Annotated in this window: 22 protein-coding genes; 14 read left to right on the top strand and 8 right to left on the bottom strand. The window is 43.4% G+C overall.

Annotated elements, in window-relative coordinates:
- The first annotated feature begins 15 nt into the window (after positions 1 to 15).
- The 8 genes from CLV31_RS20140 to CLV31_RS20105 all read left to right on the top strand — a co-directional run bounded on the left by CLV31_RS20140 (position 16) and on the right by CLV31_RS20105 (position 8,993).
- Positions 16 to 1,524: a 2-isopropylmalate synthase gene (locus CLV31_RS20140; protein ID WP_111394886.1), complete on the top strand. Its 1,509-nt coding sequence runs from the start codon at positions 16 to 18 to the stop codon at positions 1,522 to 1,524.
- Between the two features lie 2 nt (positions 1,525 to 1,526).
- Positions 1,527 to 2,933 carry a 3-isopropylmalate dehydratase large subunit gene (gene leuC, locus CLV31_RS20135; RefSeq protein WP_111394885.1) on the top strand — a complete coding sequence of 469 codons (1,407 nt, stop codon included), beginning with the start codon at positions 1,527 to 1,529 and terminating at the stop codon, positions 2,931 to 2,933.
- A 41-nt stretch (positions 2,934 to 2,974) separates the two neighbouring features.
- Positions 2,975 to 3,565: a 3-isopropylmalate dehydratase small subunit gene (gene leuD / locus CLV31_RS20130; protein WP_111394884.1), complete on the top strand. Its 591-nt coding sequence runs from the start codon at positions 2,975 to 2,977 to the stop codon at positions 3,563 to 3,565.
- 75 nt (positions 3,566 to 3,640) lie between these two features.
- Complete coding sequence (locus CLV31_RS20125) at positions 3,641 to 5,221, top strand: alpha-isopropylmalate synthase regulatory domain-containing protein (RefSeq protein ID WP_111394912.1); 1,581 nt, start codon at positions 3,641 to 3,643, stop codon at positions 5,219 to 5,221.
- Positions 5,190 to 6,257 carry a 3-isopropylmalate dehydrogenase gene (gene leuB, locus CLV31_RS20120; RefSeq protein WP_111394883.1) on the top strand — a complete coding sequence of 356 codons (1,068 nt, stop codon included), beginning with the start codon at positions 5,190 to 5,192 and terminating at the stop codon, positions 6,255 to 6,257. Before CLV31_RS20125 ends, leuB begins: the two co-directional genes overlap by 32 nt.
- A 510-nt stretch (positions 6,258 to 6,767) precedes the next feature.
- Entirely contained in the window at positions 6,768 to 6,983 is a 216-nt protein-coding gene (locus CLV31_RS20115) for a hypothetical protein (protein WP_111394882.1), read from the top strand.
- Positions 6,984 to 7,039: 56 nt separating this feature from the next.
- A complete protein-coding gene (locus CLV31_RS20110; protein WP_111394881.1) occupies positions 7,040 to 8,128 on the top strand; it encodes a 6-bladed beta-propeller in 1,089 nt (362 codons plus the stop codon).
- A 274-nt stretch (positions 8,129 to 8,402) separates the two neighbouring features.
- Positions 8,403 to 8,993 carry a hypothetical protein gene (locus CLV31_RS20105; protein WP_146250946.1) on the top strand — a complete coding sequence of 197 codons (591 nt, stop codon included), beginning with the start codon at positions 8,403 to 8,405 and terminating at the stop codon, positions 8,991 to 8,993.
- A 149-nt stretch (positions 8,994 to 9,142) separates the two neighbouring features.
- Here CLV31_RS20105 and CLV31_RS20100 read toward each other — a convergent pair whose 3' ends face one another.
- The 6 genes from CLV31_RS20100 to CLV31_RS20075 all read right to left on the bottom strand — a co-directional run bounded on the left by CLV31_RS20100 (position 9,143) and on the right by CLV31_RS20075 (position 12,065).
- Positions 9,143 to 10,042: a restriction endonuclease gene (locus tag CLV31_RS20100; protein ID WP_111394879.1), complete on the bottom strand. Its 900-nt coding sequence runs from the start codon at positions 10,040 to 10,042 to the stop codon at positions 9,143 to 9,145.
- On the bottom strand, positions 10,023 to 10,340 hold the full coding sequence (locus tag CLV31_RS20095; RefSeq protein WP_262510289.1) for a HepT-like ribonuclease domain-containing protein: 318 nt from the start codon (positions 10,338 to 10,340) through the stop codon (positions 10,023 to 10,025). The genes CLV31_RS20100 and CLV31_RS20095 overlap by 20 nt, the downstream gene beginning before the upstream one ends.
- Positions 10,341 to 10,368: 28 nt before the next feature.
- Positions 10,369 to 10,659 carry a nucleotidyltransferase family protein gene (locus tag CLV31_RS20090; protein ID WP_111394911.1) on the bottom strand — a complete coding sequence of 97 codons (291 nt, stop codon included), beginning with the start codon at positions 10,657 to 10,659 and terminating at the stop codon, positions 10,369 to 10,371.
- Between the two features lie 66 nt (positions 10,660 to 10,725).
- Positions 10,726 to 11,178: a PIN domain-containing protein gene (locus CLV31_RS20085; RefSeq protein WP_146250945.1), complete on the bottom strand. Its 453-nt coding sequence runs from the start codon at positions 11,176 to 11,178 to the stop codon at positions 10,726 to 10,728.
- Between the two features lie 5 nt (positions 11,179 to 11,183).
- The gene (locus tag CLV31_RS20080; protein ID WP_111394876.1) at positions 11,184 to 11,462 is read right to left on the bottom strand and encodes a hypothetical protein; all 279 of its coding nucleotides are present in this window, start codon (positions 11,460 to 11,462) and stop codon (positions 11,184 to 11,186) included.
- Between the two features lie 30 nt (positions 11,463 to 11,492).
- The gene (locus CLV31_RS20075) at positions 11,493 to 12,065 is read right to left on the bottom strand and encodes a hypothetical protein (RefSeq protein ID WP_111394875.1); all 573 of its coding nucleotides are present in this window, start codon (positions 12,063 to 12,065) and stop codon (positions 11,493 to 11,495) included.
- An 83-nt stretch (positions 12,066 to 12,148) separates the two neighbouring features.
- Between CLV31_RS20075 and CLV31_RS20070 the strand changes: the two genes are divergently transcribed.
- The 3 genes from CLV31_RS20070 to CLV31_RS20060 all read left to right on the top strand — a co-directional run bounded on the left by CLV31_RS20070 (position 12,149) and on the right by CLV31_RS20060 (position 15,095).
- Positions 12,149 to 12,925, top strand: coding sequence for a tRNA pseudouridine synthase A (locus CLV31_RS20070; protein WP_146250944.1), 777 nt, complete (start codon positions 12,149 to 12,151; stop codon positions 12,923 to 12,925).
- A 47-nt stretch (positions 12,926 to 12,972) separates the two neighbouring features.
- On the top strand, positions 12,973 to 14,511 hold the full coding sequence (locus tag CLV31_RS20065) for a sulfatase family protein (RefSeq protein WP_111394873.1): 1,539 nt from the start codon (positions 12,973 to 12,975) through the stop codon (positions 14,509 to 14,511).
- 185 nt (positions 14,512 to 14,696) lie between these two features.
- Positions 14,697 to 15,095 carry an endonuclease domain-containing protein gene (locus CLV31_RS20060; protein WP_111394872.1) on the top strand — a complete coding sequence of 133 codons (399 nt, stop codon included), beginning with the start codon at positions 14,697 to 14,699 and terminating at the stop codon, positions 15,093 to 15,095.
- A 148-nt stretch (positions 15,096 to 15,243) separates the two neighbouring features.
- On the opposite strand, the gene CLV31_RS20055 is transcribed toward CLV31_RS20060, so the two are convergent.
- A complete protein-coding gene (locus CLV31_RS20055; RefSeq protein WP_111394871.1) occupies positions 15,244 to 15,738 on the bottom strand; it encodes a GNAT family N-acetyltransferase in 495 nt (164 codons plus the stop codon).
- A gap of 157 nt (positions 15,739 to 15,895) precedes the next feature.
- A complete protein-coding gene (locus CLV31_RS20050) occupies positions 15,896 to 17,899 on the bottom strand; it encodes an alpha-ketoacid dehydrogenase subunit alpha/beta (RefSeq protein WP_111394870.1) in 2,004 nt (667 codons plus the stop codon).
- A 484-nt stretch (positions 17,900 to 18,383) separates the two neighbouring features.
- Between CLV31_RS20050 and rimO the strand changes: the two genes are divergently transcribed.
- From rimO to CLV31_RS20035, 3 genes are all read left to right on the top strand, one after another.
- A complete protein-coding gene (rimO, locus tag CLV31_RS20045; protein WP_111394910.1) occupies positions 18,384 to 19,697 on the top strand; it encodes a 30S ribosomal protein S12 methylthiotransferase RimO in 1,314 nt (437 codons plus the stop codon).
- Between the two features lie 82 nt (positions 19,698 to 19,779).
- A complete protein-coding gene (locus CLV31_RS20040) occupies positions 19,780 to 19,989 on the top strand; it encodes a hypothetical protein (protein WP_111394869.1) in 210 nt (69 codons plus the stop codon).
- Positions 19,989 to 20,243, top strand: a complete 255-nt coding sequence (locus tag CLV31_RS20035; protein WP_220084360.1) for a type II toxin-antitoxin system RelE family toxin — start codon at positions 19,989 to 19,991, stop codon at positions 20,241 to 20,243. The genes CLV31_RS20040 and CLV31_RS20035 overlap by 1 nt, the downstream gene beginning before the upstream one ends.
- Positions 20,244 to 20,529 lie beyond the last annotated feature (286 nt).

Below are 20,529 nucleotides of genomic sequence, written 5' to 3'. Positions count from 1 at the left end.
CAAACCCGAAATATAATGAGTGATAAGCTGTGGATATTCGATACGACCCTGCGTGACGGGGAGCAAGTGCCCGGGTGCCAACTCAATACCCAGGAAAAGATCATCGTAGCCAAGGCCCTCGAGGAGCTGGGCGTGGATATTATTGAGGCGGGATTTCCGATTTCCAGTCCGGGAGATTTCAATTCCGTGCAGGAGATTTCGAAGGCCGTTTCCAATCCGATCATTTGTGCCCTTTCCCGAGCTGTAGAAAAGGACATCGAAGTAGCCGCTGCTGCACTCAAATACGCCAAAAAGGGCCGAATTCACACCGGAATCGGGGTTTCTCCTTATCATATTCAATACAAATTGCGCTCTACTCCGGATGAAATCATCCGGCGTGGTGTCGCTGCGGTAAAATTTGCCAAGCGCTTTGTGGAGGATGTGGAGTTTTATGCGGAAGATGCCGGACGATCCGAACCTGATTTTCTTTGCAAAATCATCGAAGAAGTCATCAAAGCCGGCGCCACGGTTGTCAATATCCCAGATACCACAGGCTATTGCCTTCCCGAGCAATATGGTGCGATCATAGCCAGTCTGAAAAACAATGTGCCAAACATTGACAAGGCCATCATCGCTACCCACTGCCACAATGACCTCGGAATGGCTACTGCCAATACCGTAGCCGGCGTACAGCATGGTGCCCGGCAGGTCGAAGTGACCATCAACGGAATCGGAGAAAGAGCGGGAAATACTTCTATGGAAGAAGTGGTCATGGCGATCAAATGTCATAAATCCATTCCTGTTTATACCGATATCGTCACTCCGAGAATCTACCAAACCAGCCGTTTGGTATCCAAGCTGATGAATATGCCGGTCCAACCCAACAAGGCGATCGTGGGAAGAAATGCGTTTGCGCACTCTTCCGGAATTCACCAAGATGGGGTATTGAAGCATCGAGAAAACTACGAAATCATCGATCCGAAAGAGGTTGGGGTAGAGGAGTCATCCATCGTATTGACCGCAAGATCAGGACGCGCTGCTTTGAAACACCATTTGGACGCTTTGGGCGTCGAACTCGAGGGAGAAGAGCTGAGAGAAGTCTATGAAGCATTCTTGGTTTTGGCTGATTCCAAGCGTGATATCGGAAGAAAGGACCTGTTGGAATTGGTCGGTAAATACCTAGACGAGTCCAATTTCATCGAACTGGAAAAGGTCAGCTATTCATCCAATGGCTCGGTCAACGCTGAAGTAACGCTCAAAATAGGCAATGAAACCCATCAAGCTTCCTCATCAGGTGTTGGTCCGGTGGATGCAGTGCTTAAAGCAATCGAGACAATCGTGAAGCCACAGGTTGATTTGGAAGAATTCCTCATTCAGGCGATCACTCACGGAAGTGATGATGTGGCCAAAGTTCACATGCGCCTGATCAAATCCGACAAACCCTACTACGGTTTTGCCTCCAATCAAGACATTGTCCTGGCATCTGCCCAAGCCTTTGTCGATGCACTCAATAAAATACCAGTCAAAGAATACGCGACTGCTTAATTATGGAAAAGACAACATTATTTGATAAAATCTGGGATTCTCACGTGGTGAAATCTGTCCCTGCCGGCCCGGATGTATTCTTCATCGATAAACATTTTATCCATGAGGTCACCTCTCCGGTGGCCTTTCTCAACTTGGAGAAAAGAGGAATCGGAGTAAAATATCCTCACCGAACAATCGCTACTCCTGACCACAACGTGCCTACGGTAGATCAGGATCAGACGATCAAGGATAAGCTTTCCCGCATGCAGGTGGAAAAGCTCCGAGAAAACTGCAAAAAATACGAGATCGAGCTTCATGACTTGGGTTCTGCCCACCATGGAATCGTGCACGTGATCGGTCCTGAACTCGGAGTGACTCAGCCTGGCATGACCATCGTGTGTGGGGATTCCCATACCTCAACTCATGGCGCTTTTGGAGCGATTGCATTTGGTATCGGTACTTCTGAGGTGGAAATGGTTTTGGCAACTCAATGTATCATGCAGTCCAAACCCAAGAAAATGAGGATTTCGGTGGAAGGTGATCTCGGAAAAGGAGTGACTTCCAAGGACATCATTCTTTACATCATCTCGAAAATTTCTGCAGCTGGAGCCACAGGCTACTTTGTGGAATATGCCGGTTCGGCCATCCGAAATCTCTCCATGGAAGCCCGCATGACCATCTGCAACATGTCCATCGAAATGGGTGCACGAGGTGGACTGATTGCTCCTGACGAGACGACGTTCAACTACCTGAAAGGAAAACAATATGCTCCAAAAGGAGCGGATTGGGACAAAGCTGTGGCTTATTGGAAAACTTTAAAAACCGACGAAGGGGCAGTTTTCGACAAAGAATTGGTTTTCGATTCAGCGGATATCGAACCAATGATTACCTACGGCACCAATCCGGGTATGGGAATCAAAGTAGTGGGAAATATCCCTTCTACCGAGGGAATGGAAGGTTCCAATAAAACTTCATACCTCAAATCTTTGGATTACATGGGCTTTGCTCCGGGTGAACCGGTCAAAGGAAAACTCGTCGACTACGTCTTTGTAGGCTCCTGCACCAACGGCCGAATTGAAGACATTAGATCAGTTGCTCAATTTGTAAAAGGGCATAAAAAAGCAGATAACATCACTGCTTGGATTGTACCTGGATCTCGTGAAGTAGAGAAAATGGCTCACGAAGAAGGTTTGGTGAAAATCCTCGAAGAAGCGGGATTTGAACTTCGTCAACCGGGTTGCTCTGCTTGCCTTGCGATGAACGATGATAAGATTCCTTCAGGGAAATATGCGGTTTCTACTTCCAACAGAAACTTCGAAGGTCGTCAAGGACCAGGTGCCCGCACTATGCTTGCCTCACCTTTGACTGTGGCAGCGGTCGCAATCACCGGCAGAATCACCGATCCTAGGGAAGTCTTTGAAAATTAATTTTTCAATCTTCCAATCTTTCAATTTTACAATTCGAAACAATGGCTTACGATAAATTCACCGTCCTACGCAGTACAGCAGTTCCTTTGCCGACTGAAAATGTGGACACCGATCAGATCATCCCTGCCCGATTCCTGAAAGCAACGGAGCGGGAAGGTTTTGGAGACAACCTTTTCCGCGACTGGAGATACGATGTAGAGGGCAATCCAAAGAAGGACTTTGTCCTAAATAATCCAACCTACTCTGGGAAAATCTTGGTTGCCGGCAAAAACTTCGGGTCAGGTTCCAGCCGGGAGCATGCCGTCTGGGCGATCTATGATTATGGATTCCGCTGTGTGGTGTCCAGCTTTTTCGCAGATATCTTCAAAAATAACTGTCTGAATATCGGAGTCCTTCCGGTGACAGTTTCCCCTGAATTTGCCGAAAAACTTTTTGCTGCCATCGAGGCCGATCCTAAGACCGAAATCGAGGTCAATCTTCCCGAGCAAAAGATCAAGCTCCTCGCTACAGGAGAATCTGAATCTTTCGATATCAATGAATACAAAAAAGACAACATGACCAATGGCTTCGATGACATCGATTACCTGTTGAACATGTCGTCTGAAATCGATGCATTTGCTGCATCCAGATAAATGATGCTTAAAATGGAGGCAACAGGAAATCATGCATCCCGACCCTCCAAGGGTTTCAAACCCTTGGAGGGTTCTATGGGCAGACGCATAGAAATCATGGATACCACGCTGAGGGATGGCGAACAGACCTCAGGGGTTTCCTTTTTGCCTTCGGAAAAGCTCCAGATTGCCAAATTACTTCTCGAGGAGCTTAAGGTGGACCGTATTGAGGTTGCCTCGGCCCGTGTATCCGAAGGAGAACTGGAAGGAGTCCAGAAAATCACAACCTGGGCAGCACAAAAAGGATATCTCGACCGCGTGGAGGTATTGGGCTTTGTGGATACCCCGGTTTCCGTCAATTGGATCGTAGAGTCGGGTGCCAAAGTGCTCAACCTGCTGACCAAAGGTTCTTTGAATCACCTGGTTCATCAGCTCAAAAAAACGCCGGAACAACACTTCGCCGAAATCGCCCAAAGCATTGCCTATGCCCAGGAAAAGGGAATCGCAGTCAATGTGTACCTCGAAGACTGGTCCAATGGCATGCGAAATTCTCCGGAATATACGCTCAGCCTGATCGAGTTTCTCACTCAGCAGCCCGTGAAGCGAATCATGCTTCCAGACACTTTGGGATTGCTTTCTCCAGAAGAAGTAAAAACTTTCCTGACACAGATCACGGAAAAATTTCAGGGAGTTCATTTCGATTTCCATGCGCACAATGACTATGATCTTTCGGTTGCCAATGTCCTGGAGGCCATAAATCATGGAGCTTCTGGAATCCACACCACGATCAACGGTTTGGGGGAGCGAGCAGGAAATGCTCCTTTAGAATCCGTCGTGGCGGTGATCAAGGATTTTACTGATTTCGATATCGGAATTCAGGAGCAGAAAATCTACCGCGTTTCCAAGTTGGTAGAGCAGTTTTCCGGTCATCATATTCCTGCCAATAAGCCGGTCGTGGGCGAAAATGTCTTTACTCAAACTGCCGGAATTCATGCCGACGGAGACAACAAAAAGAACCTCTATTTCAACGACCTGATGCCCGAGCGATTTGGGCGCCAGCGAAAATATGCCTTGGGAAAAACCTCCGGCAAAGCTAATATTCTCAAGAATTTGGAGGAGTTGGGTATTTCCCTGGAAAAAGAGGAACTCACCCGAGTGACCCAACGAATCATTGAATTGGGGGACAAAAAGGAGCGGGTGACCACAGAGGATTTGCCTTACATCATTTCCGATGTGCTCCAAAACAACTCCATTGCCAAAACGATCAGCATCGAAGGCTATCACATGACCCATTCCAAGGGATTAAAGCCTACCGTGCAACTACGGATGAATATCCATGGTAAGTTTTATGATGAAAGTGCCACCGGAGATGGGCAGTATGATTCTTTTATGCGTGCGCTGAAAAAGATCTACAAATCACTCGGTCGGGAACTCCCCAAATTGACGGATTACCATGTGTCTATTCCTCCGGGAGGTAAAACCGATGCCTTTGTGGAAACGGTGATTACCTGGGATTATGGCAAAATCTTCAAAACCAAGGGGCTTGACCCTGACCAAACCGTGGCAGCGATGATGGCCACTGAGAAAATGCTCAACATCATCGAAAACATGACTTACCAACCAGAAAAAGAAGAATCCACCTATTATGGAAATGAATATCGCGTTATTGCCGGGTGACGGCATCGGTCCTGAGGTCATCGCCCAGGCGGTCAAAGTAGTGAAAGCTGTAGGAAAAAAGTTTGGTCATACGATTACTTTCAAAGAAGGACTAGTCGGTGCTTGCGCTATCGATGCTACGGGAGATCCCTATCCGGATGCTACCCATGAGATTTGCGCAGGGTCGGATGCAGTCCTTTTTGGAGCGATCGGTGATCCCAAATACGACAATGACCCCAAAGCCAAAGTCCGCCCTGAGCAAGGTTTGCTCAGAATGAGACAGAAGTTGGGTCTTTTCGCTAATGTGCGACCAACCTTTACTTTCCCTTCTTTGGTGCATAAGTCTCCATTGAAGCTCGACCGAGTGGATGGCGTGGATTTGGTGTTTTTTAGAGAGTTGACCGGCGGAGTTTACTTTGGTGAGCCAAGAGGCCGAAATGAGCAGGGTACCAAAGCCTTCGATACGAATGTGTACAGCAAGGAAGAGATTGTGCGCTTGGCGAGAATGGGCTTTGAAGCTGCGCAGAAGCGAAGAAAACTCCTGACCTGCGTGGACAAAGCCAACGTGATGGCAACTTCCAGACTGTGGAGAGAAACCGTGCAGGAACTTGCGCCTGAGTATCCGGATGTGAAAGTGGAATACGAATTCGTTGACGCGGTAGCGATGCGATTGATCCAGTGGCCAAAAGCTTACGATGTGTTGATTACCGAAAACCTATTCGGCGACATCCTAACCGACGAAGCATCAGTGATTTCCGGTTCCATGGGCTTAATGCCTTCGGCATCCTTGGGTTCCAAAGTGAAGCTATTCGAACCGATTCACGGTTCGTATCCACAGGCAGCAGGAAAAGATATCGCCAATCCGTTGGGAACGGTGCTTTCAGCTTCGATGATGTTTGATTATGCCTTTGGACTGGCGGAAGAAGCCAAACTGATCAGTGATGTGGTGAATCTTTCATTGGCAGAAGGAGTGGTGACAGAAGATATCGCAGAAGACGGCAAAGCTTACAAGACTTCTGAAGTAGGAGACTGGCTGGCAGCGAAGATTTTGGGATAAGATTTTCTACTTATGTAGGAAGAAACCACCTCAGGAATGGGGTGGTTTTTTTATTCGATGATTGATAAACCCGTTTATGTCATGTCGGTGTTTAATACCTATCAGAGGCCTGAGCTTTTTCAAACTAGGTTGAAGTAAGCATATTGGAAAAATTCTTTCGATCATCCAAGCTGCTTAGATTCAGATTAAATCGGGTTTTGGATGGCTGGCAGCCAAGATTTTAGGATTAGATTTTTTTCCCGGTAAATTAAGGTAGCCACCTCAGGCTTACTTGTTGGTGAATTTTTATGTGTAACATAAGAAAAAATTATATAATAGGTTGATTTACAGGGTTATAAGTAAATTCTATAGATTTCAAAAATTAATTTTTATTTCTGATTATCAATTAGTTGTAAATTTTATTAAGTTTTCTTTAGGTTTCCACTTGACAATTTAAATATGGGGGGAGTATTTTTTGGTGTGCACATTAAAGGCCTATTAATCATTGTTTTACTTAAATCGTTTTAAAAAATGAAAAAGAAAGTCTATTTAATTATTACCATTTTGATGACTGGGATCTTATCATTTTCAGTGATGCCAACACAAGTAAATGCTGAACCTGGGGATTGTGATAAGGCCTATCCGAATGAAAAGAAACAGTTTTTAGTTTCAGGTTGTAAGCCCAAAGAAGGATATAGATGCCTCTTGCGTTGTGACCAGCCAAATGTCCCAGACATTAGTTTATAATAAATGTTGAATATTTCGCCCCAAATGGGTTCGTTTGGGGCAACTTTTCTTTCTCCATGAAGACAAAATTCTTTTTATTAATAATGCCGTTCTTATTTTCCTGCTCTTTAAAAAAAAATGCGGATAACATAGAACTTCTTAATTTCTCAAATTCCAAAATAATGGAAAGTGAAATTGAAGAATGGATAAAAATTGAATCAACTACACAATTGGACGTTTACGATTCAATTCTTTTTGGTAAAGTGATGCAAGTTGAGTTTTCTGATTCTGATATATTAGTACTTGAAGACGGAATAAATTCCTCCATTCTTCTTTTCGACAGGGAGGGAAGATTTAAAAAGCAACTTTTAAAATTAGGGACAGGGCCAGGTGAGTATTCCAAAATTGAGTTTTTTGTATTAAGAGAAAACTCGATTCTAGTTTATGATCGGTCTTACCAAAAGCTTATCAACTATTTAAAATCAGACTTTTCTGTTTTTCAGGAATACAAAGCCAAAGATTATTTCTTGGGAGGAATAGGCGGTCTTGCCGAGGATCGAGTTTTTTTGGTTTCAGATTCTGAACTGGAAGGTGAAGTATATAAGGGATACGGGTTTTTTGATGCAGAATTAGCCAATTCAAACTATAAACCTCAATTTTCGGGAAATATAGAGGCATTTTTAGCACAGAGTATTTCTTTTTTTTCAGGGAATTCGTTTTTGGTGCAGCCTTTTAGCAATAGTGTGTTTCAAATATTCAGTGATTCCTTATCAGTCAAATTCAAAATTGATTTTGGAGTAAAGAAAATACCAGAAAAAACATCGGAGGTTGTGGATGCAGAGGATTTTTGGGCTGTTTTAAAAAATGGCACCTATTATTTTGCTCCTCATAATCTATTAATTGGTGAAAAATCGATTGGGTTTAATTTTTTCAACGAAACTATAGACAATGTAAATTTTGGATTAATTCAAAATGGACAAGCCTTCCGTTTTTCGATTGATTCTGACTTAAAAGAGATTTTCTTAAAGCCAATAGCTGTTCGCGAAGGTTTATTTCATACTGTTCTATTGCCAGGTGAGTATGATGAGCAGGTCATTGAGCTATTAGATTTAACTGAAGTTGACTATGAAAAACCCATTTTGGTGTCTTATACAATCGGCAAATAAATATTTGATCGTTCCGTTTTTTTTGATCTTCGTTCAGTCTTTTGGGCAAGAGAGAAGTACTACCTATTTCTATTCTTCAAATGAGCGCATGCCTCTTGCATATCTCAGGGTACAGGTGGAGGGAGGGAGTTTCATGGGGTTTACTGATTTGACTGGTAAACTAGAATACCTAAAAAAGGAAATCCCAGAGAACTCCTTGATCAACATTTCAGGCTATGGGATCAATGATACTCTCCTTTCTGTAAAGAGGATTTGGGAGGTGGGCGCGATTTTTTTGAAAGCCAAGGAATTTGAACTTCCGGTGATTGCCATTAACTCAACTGTCCTAAGTGAGCTAAAAATTGGAAATGCTTCAGGTAAGGTACGGGAGGTATCAAATCCCATAGTAACAGTGAGAGGTTCCAAGGGAGAGTTTTATCGATACACCATCAGAGTCAAAATACCGAAGAAGAAACAGCTTTATTTGGATGAAATTAAGTTTTATGTGTCTAAAGTTTTGGAAGAAAAAGTAGATGTATCAATTCGGATACTAGTCCCCAAAAAAGGCTTTCAAATTTACCAGGGTAAGATAAATTCAATTAAAGACTTCTCGGAATTATTGCAGGGTAATAAAGTGGTAGAAGTATCTAAACCAGGATGGATGAAGGTGAATTTAGATGGATCCGTACTTATACCGGAGGGAGTGAAAGACTTATTTATTGTGTTTGATTTATTGGAAAATGAACCCAAATCCAAATTTGCATTGGCAGATCAAGGTGTCAGTAAAGATATTGATTTGGGTTTCTATATAACCGGAGGTGAAATTGGAGTCTTCAATTCTGATAAGTTCCATCCTGCTGTTGAGTTAACCTTTTTGAAAGAGTGAATAAATTTAATTAACAATTAAGCTAAGGGAATCAATGAAATGCTTTTAATCTTGTTAATTGCAAAATTGGCTGATAGCCATGGTTTTGGGGTAAGAATTTAGCTGTGTAAACAAAGAAACCACCTCAGGGATGGGGTGGTTTCTTTGCCCTACTTCATTTCTCTATATCTCTCGAAAAACTTCATGTCAGGGTCGTAAATGGTTTTTGGAATTACTCCCAGTTCCTTTCTTTCAAACATTTCCACCAATTTTGCCCCATCAATAAGTTCTAATTTAATGTTAGCTTTTTCTATCTCGTGTGCCGCCTTAGCAAAATTCCCAGTAGTAATTATTAATCCTTTTTCTACACTTCTTTTATTGGTTTCCATAACGCCAATAAATGCCTGAACCTTCTCAGTCGGTACTGTACCTTGGAATCTTTTACATTGAAAGAAAACGCTCAAACTGACAAATGGATTTAGTTTCAAGGTTGCGTAGCCATCAATTCCCCCATCATTGGAACGTTGGGTTATTTCGATATTTTCAAAGTCATATTCCTTTAGTAGTCGACCACAAAGATGTTCAAAGCCTGTTGGTGAAATGCTTTGTAAAACTTCCAATAGTGTTGGTTTTACTACTGATTGTCCTTCCTCCGGTTCAGTAGTTTCTATCACTTTTTCTATATTTTTCTCCTCTTGATCAATTGATTCTTTGTTCTGCCTTAAGTCTTGAAAAATCTTAACCCATTTCAAAAAAATATCATACGCTTGTTTTTCATCCAAGCTAGTTTTCCATCCTGTTTCGGTTAAAGCCCAAATCCCATGTTTTGACGAATCAAGTAAACCTTCCCATACCAAATATTGTCTTGCCCAAGCGATCTGATTAGGAAATTTTAATTGACCGGACTTTTCATATTTTTCATTTAATACCTCATCCGGTAATTGATAATGGTCACCAATCCATTCAGATATTTCTCTTGGTTTTGCAGAGCCCCCTAAAGCTTTTAGAGCTTCAAGGACTGGCCCGAAATATTTTATGAATTCCGCTTTACTATTTTTCTTCTTTGCCATTTTTTAAAATTTCTTCAAGTTGAAAAATCAATTCTTCAAGGTCACTCTCAATGATAGACCAAACTATTTCGTAATCGATTCCAAAATATTCATGAACGATTCGATTTCGAAATCCCCGTAGTTTTTTCCATTCGATTTGCGGATGATCAAGTTTGAAATCATCTTCAATCCGGATTGATGCTTCTCCAATAATTTCGAAGTTTCTAACTACCGCGTCGATTGTTTTGTCATCCCTTAAAAAATCGTCATAGGTAAGCCCTTCTGTATATTTCAAAATTTTCTCTGCGGACTCCTTCATGTCCATGAGAAGCAAGTCGATGTCTCTCCTAGACATAAATCAAATCCCCTTTAATCCGCTCAAAATACCGCTCTTTGATTCCTTTTTTGGAGACCAAATCGACTTTGATTCCAAGGATTTCCTCCAGTTCATCCGCCAATTCAATAAACTCTGAACCTACACGGCTATGAAACTCTACCATCAAATCCAGGTCACTCGCTTCTTTTTGTTCATTGCGGGCATAGGAACCAAAAATCGCCAAGTCCTTGATCGGATACTTTTCAAAAAGCTCCTTTTTGTGGATTTCCAGTTTGGATTTGATTTGATTGAAGTTTTTCATAATGAAACCTAAATAATTTTTTTCCCTAAGTAGATTCAAAATCATGAGATGACAATCTCCTCAGAATCAAAGTGAAGTTAATCGCTCATTTCTGATTTTTTTTAAGTCTATCACTTTTATACCATAAGCATTGGCATAGTCTGAAAGTCTGGAATCTCCGGTAATCAAAAAATCACACTCTTTGCAAATTTCCAGAACTCCTGAATCTGTTAGTCCTAGTTCAAAAAAAGCATTGGAGTCCATCATTTTTTTAGACTCAAGAAATTTCTCTGTTGACTTTGCTATCAATTCTCTTATTACTTGGTAATAGGCCCATCGATGGCCTCTTTGAAAATTATTCAGCAGATTATCCACTTCTGTCAAAACATTCGGAGTAGTTACCACTTTCTCCAAGTCACCGATCAGAAAAGCCAAATTCTCAAAATCAATCGATTCAAAAATAGAAGTACGTTTATGCGATGAAATTAGAGACTTATCAATAAGTCCGACTACTAAGAGGATCAGCGCATTCGTATCCACAAAAATCATCCTGCCTCTGAAAACATGTAAATCCCCAGCACTTCTTTGTTTTCATCGATTTTTAGCCTTTTGTAAACTCGCTCAACCGGGAAAGAAAAAGTTATTGGAGTAATTCCAACAGGTTTATTTTTGTTTGCGACTAAAAATGAGACAACTACATCCCAAATTTTTTCATCTTTTTTAAATTCAACCTGTTCTAATCTGAAGTCAGGGTCTGAAAGATCAACTATTTCGGACAGCACACCTTTGGACGCCTCAAATACCTCTTTTAATGAAAGTTCCATAATCGAATTTTTTCAAATTTAACGAATAACTCAATCCCTCGCCGGATTAATCATAATATGCGCCCGATGTGTGCCCGGATCCATAATCCAAGGTAAACCGGGACCGGCTGGTTTCAGTGGCAATCCGGTGCTTTCGGCCGTGGCCCATGGGATATAGACGACCGAGCGGGTGTAGGTGTTTTTGGCTTCACCGGTAGTCCAGTTGACATCGGCATGCTCGGCAGTCAAGGCATTGAGCAAGCTTCCCTGATCGGGTAGTTTGAGTTTCCCGGCTTTGGATTCCGCTTCCCGAATCTTGAAAATTTCATCCGCAGTTTTGCCTTCTTTTCGGAGCGCCCATCCTCGCTCCATAAAGGGCTGTGCGCTGCTATGGTAGCAGGAAACCGAAAGACCTTCTCGGCCGGGGTCATCACCTAAGCAAACGGTTTGATTGGTGCCTTTTCGAAGCAAGGCGCCGTCAAAGGCATACACCGTGGCACCGGCCCGCTGATCTTCCGGAGCTGCCAGGACAGCCAGTTTGATTTGGATGTCTTTACTTGGTACAGTTTGGGACAATGCTGAAAAACCGATAAAAAGGAGCAGGAGGCTGAGAAATGTTTTCATAGCGCGTATTTTTGGGTTTGTTCCAAGTTACCCAAGATCAGAGGGAAATAAAATTCTCCGCCCAAATCATCTCCTTATCTCAAATGCTTTCTCGTCCTTTCTCCTACCTTTTTTCCATTTCGTATTACGGTGCCCGATTCAAGGGTTGGGCCAAGCAGAAAGAGCAGCCCACAGTGGAGGGGAAATTGGAGCGGGTGGTTCGCTTTGTGTTGGGTCACGAGGATTTACGCTTGATCGGATCGAGTCGGACCGATTCAGGAGTGAGTTGTAGGCAGGGTTTTGTTCAGATTTTCCTTCGGGAAGAGGTGGATTTTGAACCGATCTTGGCAGCCTTGAACCTGAATTTGAATGGAGAAATCCGATTCAATTCAGTTCGGCCAATTCCCAGAGACTTCAATCTGATCCACTCGGTCAAACAGAAAACGTACCGTTACTTTTTCTCAGATTCTGAATCTTTTCATCCATTTGCCTCAGCTTTTTTGACTTCGGTTTCCCAGATCAATTCATTGGAACGAATGCAGGAAAATGCTTCGCTTTTTGTGGGAAAGCATGATTTCAGAGCTTTCTGCAGAATTTCGGGAAATAAGATTGATTTCACCAGAGAAATCTTAGAAGCCAAAATCTTCGAGACCGAAGCTTTTTCTACTGAGTTTTCACCCGAAAAAATCTATTGCTTTGAAGTGACTGGAACGGGTTTTCTCTATCACCAAGTCCGTAAAATGGTTTATGCCATTTGGTATTTTTCCCTAGAAGAAATCAAAAGTCGTCTAGAAAATCCTACTCACGAATGGGAGACGGTTCCTACTGCTTCCGCGAATGGTTTGGTACTTTGGGAGACGGTATTGGATTTGGATAGTTAAAGATTCAATTTAGGGAGATCATTTTCCCAAAATAACCTTCAGAATTTATGCTTTCATGGATCAGAAAAAACTTGTCTCCTGCTCTTATTTTTTTCTTTATTCTAGTCATCCAAACTAATGCCCAGCAAAAACCAAACATTGTGTTGATCTACCTCGACGACCTTGGCTATGGCGATGTCAGCGCCTATGGAGTAGGTACACTTCAGACTCCGAATATGGACCGCTTGGCCAATGGAGGATTGAGATTCACCAACGGCTATGCTTCATCCGCAACCTGTACGCCCAGCCGCTATGCACTTTTGACCGGAACTTATCCTTGGAGAAATCAAGATGCCAAAATTCTCCCCGGCACAGCCCCTCTGATCATCGATACGGCTCAGATGACGCTTCCAAAAATGCTAAAAGAACAGGGCTATGAAACTGCCGTGATCGGAAAGTGGCACCTAGGTTTAGGTACTGGTTTCGTGGACTGGAATCAGGAAATCTCCCCAAGTCCCAACCATGTGGGATTTGATCATTCCCATATTTTGGCAGCGACTCAGGACCGGGTTCCTACTGTGTATATCGAAAATGGTCGTGTGGTGAATTTGGATCCTAAAGACCCAATTCAGGTAGATTACGACAAAAACTTTGATGGCGAACCTACGGCTATTTCCAATCCGGAACTGCTAACCATGAAGTGGCATCACGGCCACAATAACAGCATCGTGAATGGTATTCCAAGAATCGGCTATATGAAAGGAGGCGACAGTGCCAAGTGGAGTGATGTGGATATGGCGGATCATTTTCTTGAGAAGGGAAAAGCGTATATCCATGAAAAAGCTAAATCTGACAAACCGTTTTTCTTGTTTTTCCCCATGCAGCAGCCACATGTACCGCGAACTCCACATCCGAGATTTGAAGGGAAATCCGGGATGGGACCTCGTGGGGATGTGATTTTGGAAGCGGATTGGGTAATTGGAGAAATGCTGAAGACCTTGGAAGAAGAAGGGGTTTTGGAAAATACCCTGATTATTTTCTCCAGCGATAATGGTCCCGTATTGAATGACGGCTACTACGATGATGCCGTAGAAAAGCTTGGAGATCACACTCCTGCAGGGCCATTCCGAGGAGGTAAATATTCCCTGTACGAAGCAGGTACACGTGTTCCGTTTGTAACCTATTGGAAAGGAATCATCCAGCATGGGGTATCAGATGCGTTGGTGACGCAGATTGATCTATTGGCTTCCTTGGCTGCTCTGGTGGGGAGCGAAGAAATTGGTCCAGATAGCCAAAACCTGCTGGAAGTATTTATGGGCAAAAGCCAAAAAGGAAGGGATTCCTTTGTGTTAGAAGCTTACACTAAAACTGCCCTGAGAGCGGGAGATTGGGTGATGATTCCTCCCTATCCGGGACCAGCCGTAGAGAAGAATGTCAATATCGAAATGGGGAATTCTCCGGATTATCAGCTGTACAATCTTAAAGAAGATCCAGGACAGAAAACCAACCTTGCCCAATCCAACCCCGAAAAACTGGAAGAAATGAAGAAAAAGTATCAGGAGATCAGAGGAGATAACAGTAAGATCGAGCAGGTAGAGTTGAAGTAAAAAAGCAAAAGCCCGGGAATTGAGACTCTCGGGCTTTTTTTGGCAGCTTTAACTATGTGTGGAGATATTGACTTTATTGAATAAATGATTGATTCTTTCAATTATTCTTGAAGTTCAGTTCGAGGCAATTCCCCCTTCTCAAGGGGGCTAGGGGGGATTTTAAGCCACATTTCTTAAATTGTTCCATGCAATTTTTACCCTATAACAAAAACCTAAAGGATTTTTCAAGGGAGCTTAGGTCTCATTCCACCTTGGCTGAAATTCTATTATGGCAAAAGCTTCGAGCAAGTCAATTCAGAGGGTATTCATTCAATCGTCAGAAACCTTTGGGTAACTACATTGTCGATTTTTATTGTCGAAAACTCAATCTGGTAATTGAAATTGATGGAGACTCGCATTTCTATGAAGAAACAGTAGGGGAGGATCTGGAGAGGCAGCGAATTCTTGAAAGTATGGGATTGTCGTTTTTGAGATTTTTGGATATCGAAGTAAAGAAATCAATGCCATTGGTATTAAGGGAAATTGACAGTTTTATCGATGATTGGGAGTTGAGGAATAGGGTAGATAAAACTTCATTTCTTTAAAAATCCCCCTTGCCCCCTTGAAAAGGGGGAGTTGGCTCCATTCAGATTTCAACCTTTTTCTTGCCTTCAAACCTTTTTTATGGAAGCCCTGCTTTTCCGGAAACTGGATGAAAATTCTGCTTTCGGAGAAGTAGCATAAATAAGTGCCTTAAAGATCAAGCTCCATGACCACATCATCCATCTCATAGCCGTTTCCGATGTCGATTACTTCTTTGTAAATCTCCTGAAAACCCATTTTCAAGTAAAAATCAATGGCTTTTTGATTGTACTTATTTACGTTGAGGAGTAGGCTTTTTTGACCTACTTTTCTGGTCCGGTCGGCTACTTCGAGGATTAAGGCCTTTCCGGCTCCTTTTCCCTGCGCTTCCGGTAAAAGATAGATTTTGTGCAGCTTGGCCTTTGGTCCCTCAGCATAATTCAGTTCAAAACCCGCAAATCCGAGTTCTTTTCCATCTTCTTCAGCAAGCAAAAAGGTATGTCCCTTTTCAAACTGTGATTCCAGCATTTCGATCGAATACATCCAATTGAGCATGTACTCGATCTGCTCCGTGCTCAGAATATTGGCAAAAGTCGATGGCCAGGTGCGGAGAGCGATGGACTGAACTTTGGTGAGTTCTTCTTTGGATAGCTGTCTGATTATCATGTACGATTTACGATTTTAGAATTACGACGGACAAAATGACCAATTTTCAATGTCCAATTTTCAATCACCAATTCTCAATTTTCAAGGTAATTCATTGTTAATTGTTCATTGAGTTTGATCATTGAAAATTTAAAAATGCTTCCTAACCTCCCAACTCTCAAAACTCCAGCAACTCCTTCAACTTCCCCTTAAACCGCTCCGCCGGCAAAAACTGCTTTTCCAAACTCGGAGCAAAAGGTACAGGAGTATCCAAACTACCTTCCCGCATCACTGGAGCATCCAGCCAGCGGAAGCAATGCTCGGAAATCCATGCACAGATCTCCGCGCCGATGCCTCCCGTCAAGGTGTCTTCGTGGAGGAAAATCACCTTTCCGGTCTTTTTCACCGTCGCAGCTACCGCTTCCTGATCCCAAGGCAGGAGGGTTCTCAAGTCCAAAATGTCTGCTGAAATCCCGAGTTCCTCGACTGCTTTAATCGCCCAATGTACGCCCATGCCATAGGTGATGATGGAAACTTGGGTGCCTTCTTGTGCCAAAGCTGCCTTTCCTACTTCCACGGTGTAGTAGCTCTCCGGTACAGGTCCCGAGATGGAACGATAAAGCAATTTGTGCTCGAAGTAGAGGTAGGGGTTGGGGTCCTCCAAAGCCGCATTGAGTAGGCCTTTCGCATCGTGTGGATTGGAGGGATAGACGATTTTCAATCCCGGAGTATGGAAAAACCAGGCCTCATTGGATTGAGAGTGAAACGGTCCTGCAGCCGTTCCGGCACCGGTTGGCATCCGAACCACCATATCTGCATTTTGGCCCCAACGATAGTGGATTTTGGCCAGGTTGTTCACGATTTGGTTGAAGCCCACGCTCACAAAGTCTGCAAATTGCATCTCGACCATGGCTTTGTAGCCCTTGATCGAGAGCCCGAGTCCAGCACCGATAATGGCGCTTTCGCAAAGTGGCGTATTGCGGACCCGTTCACCTCCGAATTGGGCTTTGAAGCCATCCGTGATTTTGAACACACCTCCATATTCTCCAATGTCCTGACCCATGAGGATCAGATTGGGATATTTTTCCATGGATTGACGAAGTCCGTCGCTGATGGCATCGATGAAGCGCTTTTCGGTACTTGGGCCCTCCGGAGCGATGACTATTTGGGTAAATGGTGCATAGACATCTGCCAGTTCTTCCTCCAAGTTTGGCGTGATGGCTTCCTCGGCAAAGGCGATCTCCAAGGCATCATTGATCGCTTTTTTGACCTTTTTATTCAATTTCTCTTTGGTCGCAGCATCGAGAACCCCGATGGATTCCAAATAGGCTTCGTAATTGTCCACCGGATCGAGTTGAGCCCATTCTTCCATCAGGTGTTTGGGTACGTACTTGGTACCGGAAGCTTCTTCATGGCCACGCATTCGGAAGGTGATGGCTTCGACCAAAACAGGTCTTGGGTTTTCGCGGATGTCTTCCGCCAATCTTAGAATGGTGTCATAGACATCCAGGACATTGTTTCCCTGCACCCGAACTGCTTCCATGCCATAGCCAGGGCCTTTTTCGGTGAAGTATTTGAAGGCAAACTGCTCCTCGCTAGGGGTGGAAAGTCCGTAGCCATTGTGCTCGACGATAAAAATCACCGGCAATTTCCAAACTGCCGCCACATTCAATCCTTCGTGAAAGTCACCTTCTGAACTTGCCCCGTCTCCGGAGAAGACCAGCGTTACTTTCTTTTCCTCGGTAAGTTTATGTGCCAAACCGATCCCATCTGCGATGGCTAGCTGAGGACCGAGGTGGGAGATCATTCCCACGATGTGGTGCTCGATACTTCCGAAGTGGAACGAGCGATCCCGACCTTTGGTGAAGCCTGATTTTTTCCCCTGAAACTGTGCAAACAACCGCTCCAAAGGCATGTCCCGACCCGTGAAAATTCCTAAGTTTCGGTGCATGGGCAGGATAAATTCATCGGGCGCCAAGGCATTCACCGCACCGATGGAGATGGCTTCCTGTCCCCATCCGCTAAACCACTTACTTATTCTTCCCTGACGGAGGAGAATAAGCATTTTCTCCTCAATCCGACGGGGCATGATCAGCGATTCGTAGAGCTTGAGGAGGGTTTGGTCGGAGTAATTTTTTCTGTCAAAAGTCAGTATTTGGGCATTTGGGGCAGTGAATTCCATACGATTCGATTTGGGAATCTAAGGTACTCTATGCCCCGAAATCGGCAAAAGATTTTTGGGATTGTAGATTTTTAGATTGATAGGCCAGGGGTTCCCACAGATGGACACAGAAAAAGTCACAGATTTACACAGATTTAAATTTTGTTGTTTGGGTAGTTAAAATCCGACATCCGAAATCAAAAAATCCGAAATCGAAACTCCCTTGCATAGCGCCCCGATTCACATCGGGGCAAAAAGTAAATGCAAGGAGTTAAAAAGTATTTGCTGTACGGTTCAAAATTAGACAAAGCTTTTCCCCGAGTACGACATCTTGCGTTAAGCTTGTTTTATCAAAGTGTTAAGTGGGAGGATTTGAAGATTGAAAAATTGAAATATTGGAAAATTGCTATGCTCTGAGGACGAAGCAACTTCAGAACTTTTGAACCAGCGAACCTTTTCAACCCTTTTTTAATTACCTTTGCCCACCCAAATCGAAGCGAATTCTGTGAAAGCGAGAACATTAAAGAAAGACAAAGTCAATATCATCACCATGGGTTGCTCCAAAAATCTGGTGGATTCCGAAGTCCTGCTGACCCAACTCAGAGGAAACGGCATCAACGCCAGCCACGAGTCCAACTCCGATGACAACAACATCATTATTATCAACACCTGCGGATTCATCGACAATGCCAAGCAGGAGTCGATCGATACCATCCTCCAGTATGTGGATGCCAAGGAGCAGGGTTTGGTGGACAAGGTGTACGTGACCGGCTGTCTTTCTCAACGCTACAAGGACGATTTGGAAAAGGAAATCCCTCAGGTGGATGCATTTTTTGGCACGCGTGATTTGCCTGCGATTTTGAAAAAATTTAAGGCAGACTACAAGCATGAGTTGGTGGGTGAGCGTCTGTTGACTCACTCGGCCCACTACGCCTACATGAAGATTTCCGAAGGTTGTGATCGGCCATGTTCCTTCTGTGCGATTCCTTTGATGCGTGGAGGACACATCTCCAGACCCATCGAGGAATTGGTCAAAGAAGCCCAGCACAAAGCCGCCAATGGAACCAAGGAATTATTGCTGATTGCCCAGGATTCCACCTATTACGGTTTGGATATTTACAAAAAAAGAAATCTTGCCGAACTCCTTCGCAACCTCTCCGACGTGGAGGGAATCGACTGGATTCGCCTTCACTATGCCTACCCGACGGGTTTCCCGATGGATGTGATCGAGGTGATGAAAGAGCGTCCGAATATCTGCAAGTACCTCGATATTCCTTTGCAGCACGGTTCGACTGATGTGCTGAAGGCTATGCGTCGAGGTACCACCCGGGAGAAGCAGGAAGAACTCATCCACAGCATCCGCGAGATGATTCCGGAGATTGCGATTCGTACGACTCTGATTGCCGGACATCCGGGTGAGGGTGAAAAAGAATTCCAGGAGATGGTGGACTTTGTGGAGCGGATGAAATTTGAGCGATTGGGTGTGTTTACTTATTCTCATGAGGAAAATACCCATGCCTACTCGATGGAAGACAAACTTTCACAGGAAGAAAAGCAAGACCGCGCTAATCACCTGATGGAAGTGCAGGAGCAAATCAGCTACGACCTCAATCAAGAGAAAATCGGCAAAACTTACAAAGTCCTGATCGATAAAAAAGAAGGAGGCTACTTCGTCGGCCGAACCGAATTTGACTCTGTCGAAGTGGACAATGAAGTGCTGATCGATGCCTCCAAGTTCTATTGCCGAGTGGGAGATTTTGTGCAAGCCAAGGTATTTGATGCGACGGAGTTTGATCTGTATGCGACGGTGGAGGAATAAACAAAAAGAAAAGGGAGAATTGGGAGCTGAATTCTCCCTTTTTTCGTTTTAGGAGTATACAGCAAAATTGCTAACTTTCATCATGCTGATAATCAATCCTAAATACATCACAGACCATGCAGGGAATAAGATTTCCGTGGTGATTTCTTTAAAAGAGTTTGAAGCAATGGTTGAAAAGATCGAAGAATTGGAGGATATCAAACTTTATGACCAAGTCAAGAATTCCGATGAATCCTCCCTTCCCATTGACGAGGCTTTTGAAATGATCGAAACTCTCCGAAAAGAAAAATAATGGCTTACCAAATAGCCATAAAGAAGTCTGCGATTAAATCTCTTTCCAAGATTCCAGAACCTTATTTTTCAAGCTTAAAAGAGGCCATTTATAATTTGGCTGAAAATCCAAGACCTGTAGGATATAAAAAGTTGAAAGGCAGAGACGCCTTTCGAATTCGAGTATCGGATTACCGAATTATTTATGAAATAGAGGATAGCATCCTAACCATTGAGGTTATTGCTATTGGACATCGAAGGGATATTTATGAATGATCTTCCTGTTTTTTTAAAAATCTTAATTGGATTAGTTCTTTTCGGCTGGGGTTATTATAGGTATAGACAGGTCATAAAGCCCGATAAAGTAGGATTTCACAAATTCAATTTCTTATACAAATTCCAGAGAAATGCATTCATCTACGCATTGATGGCATGTGGTCTGATTATGGTAATGAGAGAGTTGGTTATTTTGATTTGGTTTTAGAATTGACTTAGTCATGCATCTGTAGAAGCAAGCCAACCTTAGTACTTACTTTTTGCCCTTTCCCCCCGATCTCCTAAT

This window comes from Algoriphagus aquaeductus, assembly GCF_003253485.1.
GTDB classification, from domain to species: domain Bacteria; phylum Bacteroidota; class Bacteroidia; order Cytophagales; family Cyclobacteriaceae; genus Algoriphagus; species Algoriphagus aquaeductus.
The sequence above is the reverse complement of the archived record's forward strand: the minus strand, read 5'-3'. Positions and strand labels throughout refer to the sequence as shown.

Coding starts and splice junctions, on each gene's coding strand:
- CLV31_RS20140 (WP_111394886.1), top strand. CDS start 16: ATGAGTGATAAGCTGTGGATATTCGATACGACCCTGCGTGACGGGGAG.
- leuC (WP_111394885.1), top strand. CDS start 1,527: ATGGAAAAGACAACATTATTTGATAAAATCTGGGATTCTCACGTGGTG.
- leuD (WP_111394884.1), top strand. CDS start 2,975: ATGGCTTACGATAAATTCACCGTCCTACGCAGTACAGCAGTTCCTTTG.
- CLV31_RS20125 (WP_111394912.1), top strand. CDS start 3,641: ATGGGCAGACGCATAGAAATCATGGATACCACGCTGAGGGATGGCGAA.
- leuB (WP_111394883.1), top strand. CDS start 5,190: ATGGAAATGAATATCGCGTTATTGCCGGGTGACGGCATCGGTCCTGAG.
- CLV31_RS20115 (WP_111394882.1), top strand. CDS start 6,768: ATGAAAAAGAAAGTCTATTTAATTATTACCATTTTGATGACTGGGATC.
- CLV31_RS20110 (WP_111394881.1), top strand. CDS start 7,040: ATGAAGACAAAATTCTTTTTATTAATAATGCCGTTCTTATTTTCCTGC.
- CLV31_RS20100 (WP_111394879.1), bottom strand. CDS start 10,042: ATGGCAAAGAAGAAAAATAGTAAAGCGGAATTCATAAAATATTTCGGG.
- CLV31_RS20095 (WP_262510289.1), bottom strand. CDS start 10,340: ATGAAGGAGTCCGCAGAGAAAATTTTGAAATATACAGAAGGGCTTACC.
- CLV31_RS20090 (WP_111394911.1), bottom strand. CDS start 10,659: ATGAAAAACTTCAATCAAATCAAATCCAAACTGGAAATCCACAAAAAG.
- CLV31_RS20080 (WP_111394876.1), bottom strand. CDS start 11,462: ATGGAACTTTCATTAAAAGAGGTATTTGAGGCGTCCAAAGGTGTGCTG.
- CLV31_RS20075 (WP_111394875.1), bottom strand. CDS start 12,065: ATGAAAACATTTCTCAGCCTCCTGCTCCTTTTTATCGGTTTTTCAGCA.
- CLV31_RS20070 (WP_146250944.1), top strand. CDS start 12,149: ATGCTTTCTCGTCCTTTCTCCTACCTTTTTTCCATTTCGTATTACGGT.
- CLV31_RS20065 (WP_111394873.1), top strand. CDS start 12,973: ATGCTTTCATGGATCAGAAAAAACTTGTCTCCTGCTCTTATTTTTTTC.
- CLV31_RS20060 (WP_111394872.1), top strand. CDS start 14,697: ATGCAATTTTTACCCTATAACAAAAACCTAAAGGATTTTTCAAGGGAG.
- CLV31_RS20055 (WP_111394871.1), bottom strand. CDS start 15,738: ATGATAATCAGACAGCTATCCAAAGAAGAACTCACCAAAGTTCAGTCC.
- CLV31_RS20050 (WP_111394870.1), bottom strand. CDS start 17,899: ATGGAATTCACTGCCCCAAATGCCCAAATACTGACTTTTGACAGAAAA.
- CLV31_RS20040 (WP_111394869.1), top strand. CDS start 19,780: ATGCTGATAATCAATCCTAAATACATCACAGACCATGCAGGGAATAAG.
- CLV31_RS20035 (WP_220084360.1), top strand. CDS start 19,989: ATGGCTTACCAAATAGCCATAAAGAAGTCTGCGATTAAATCTCTTTCC.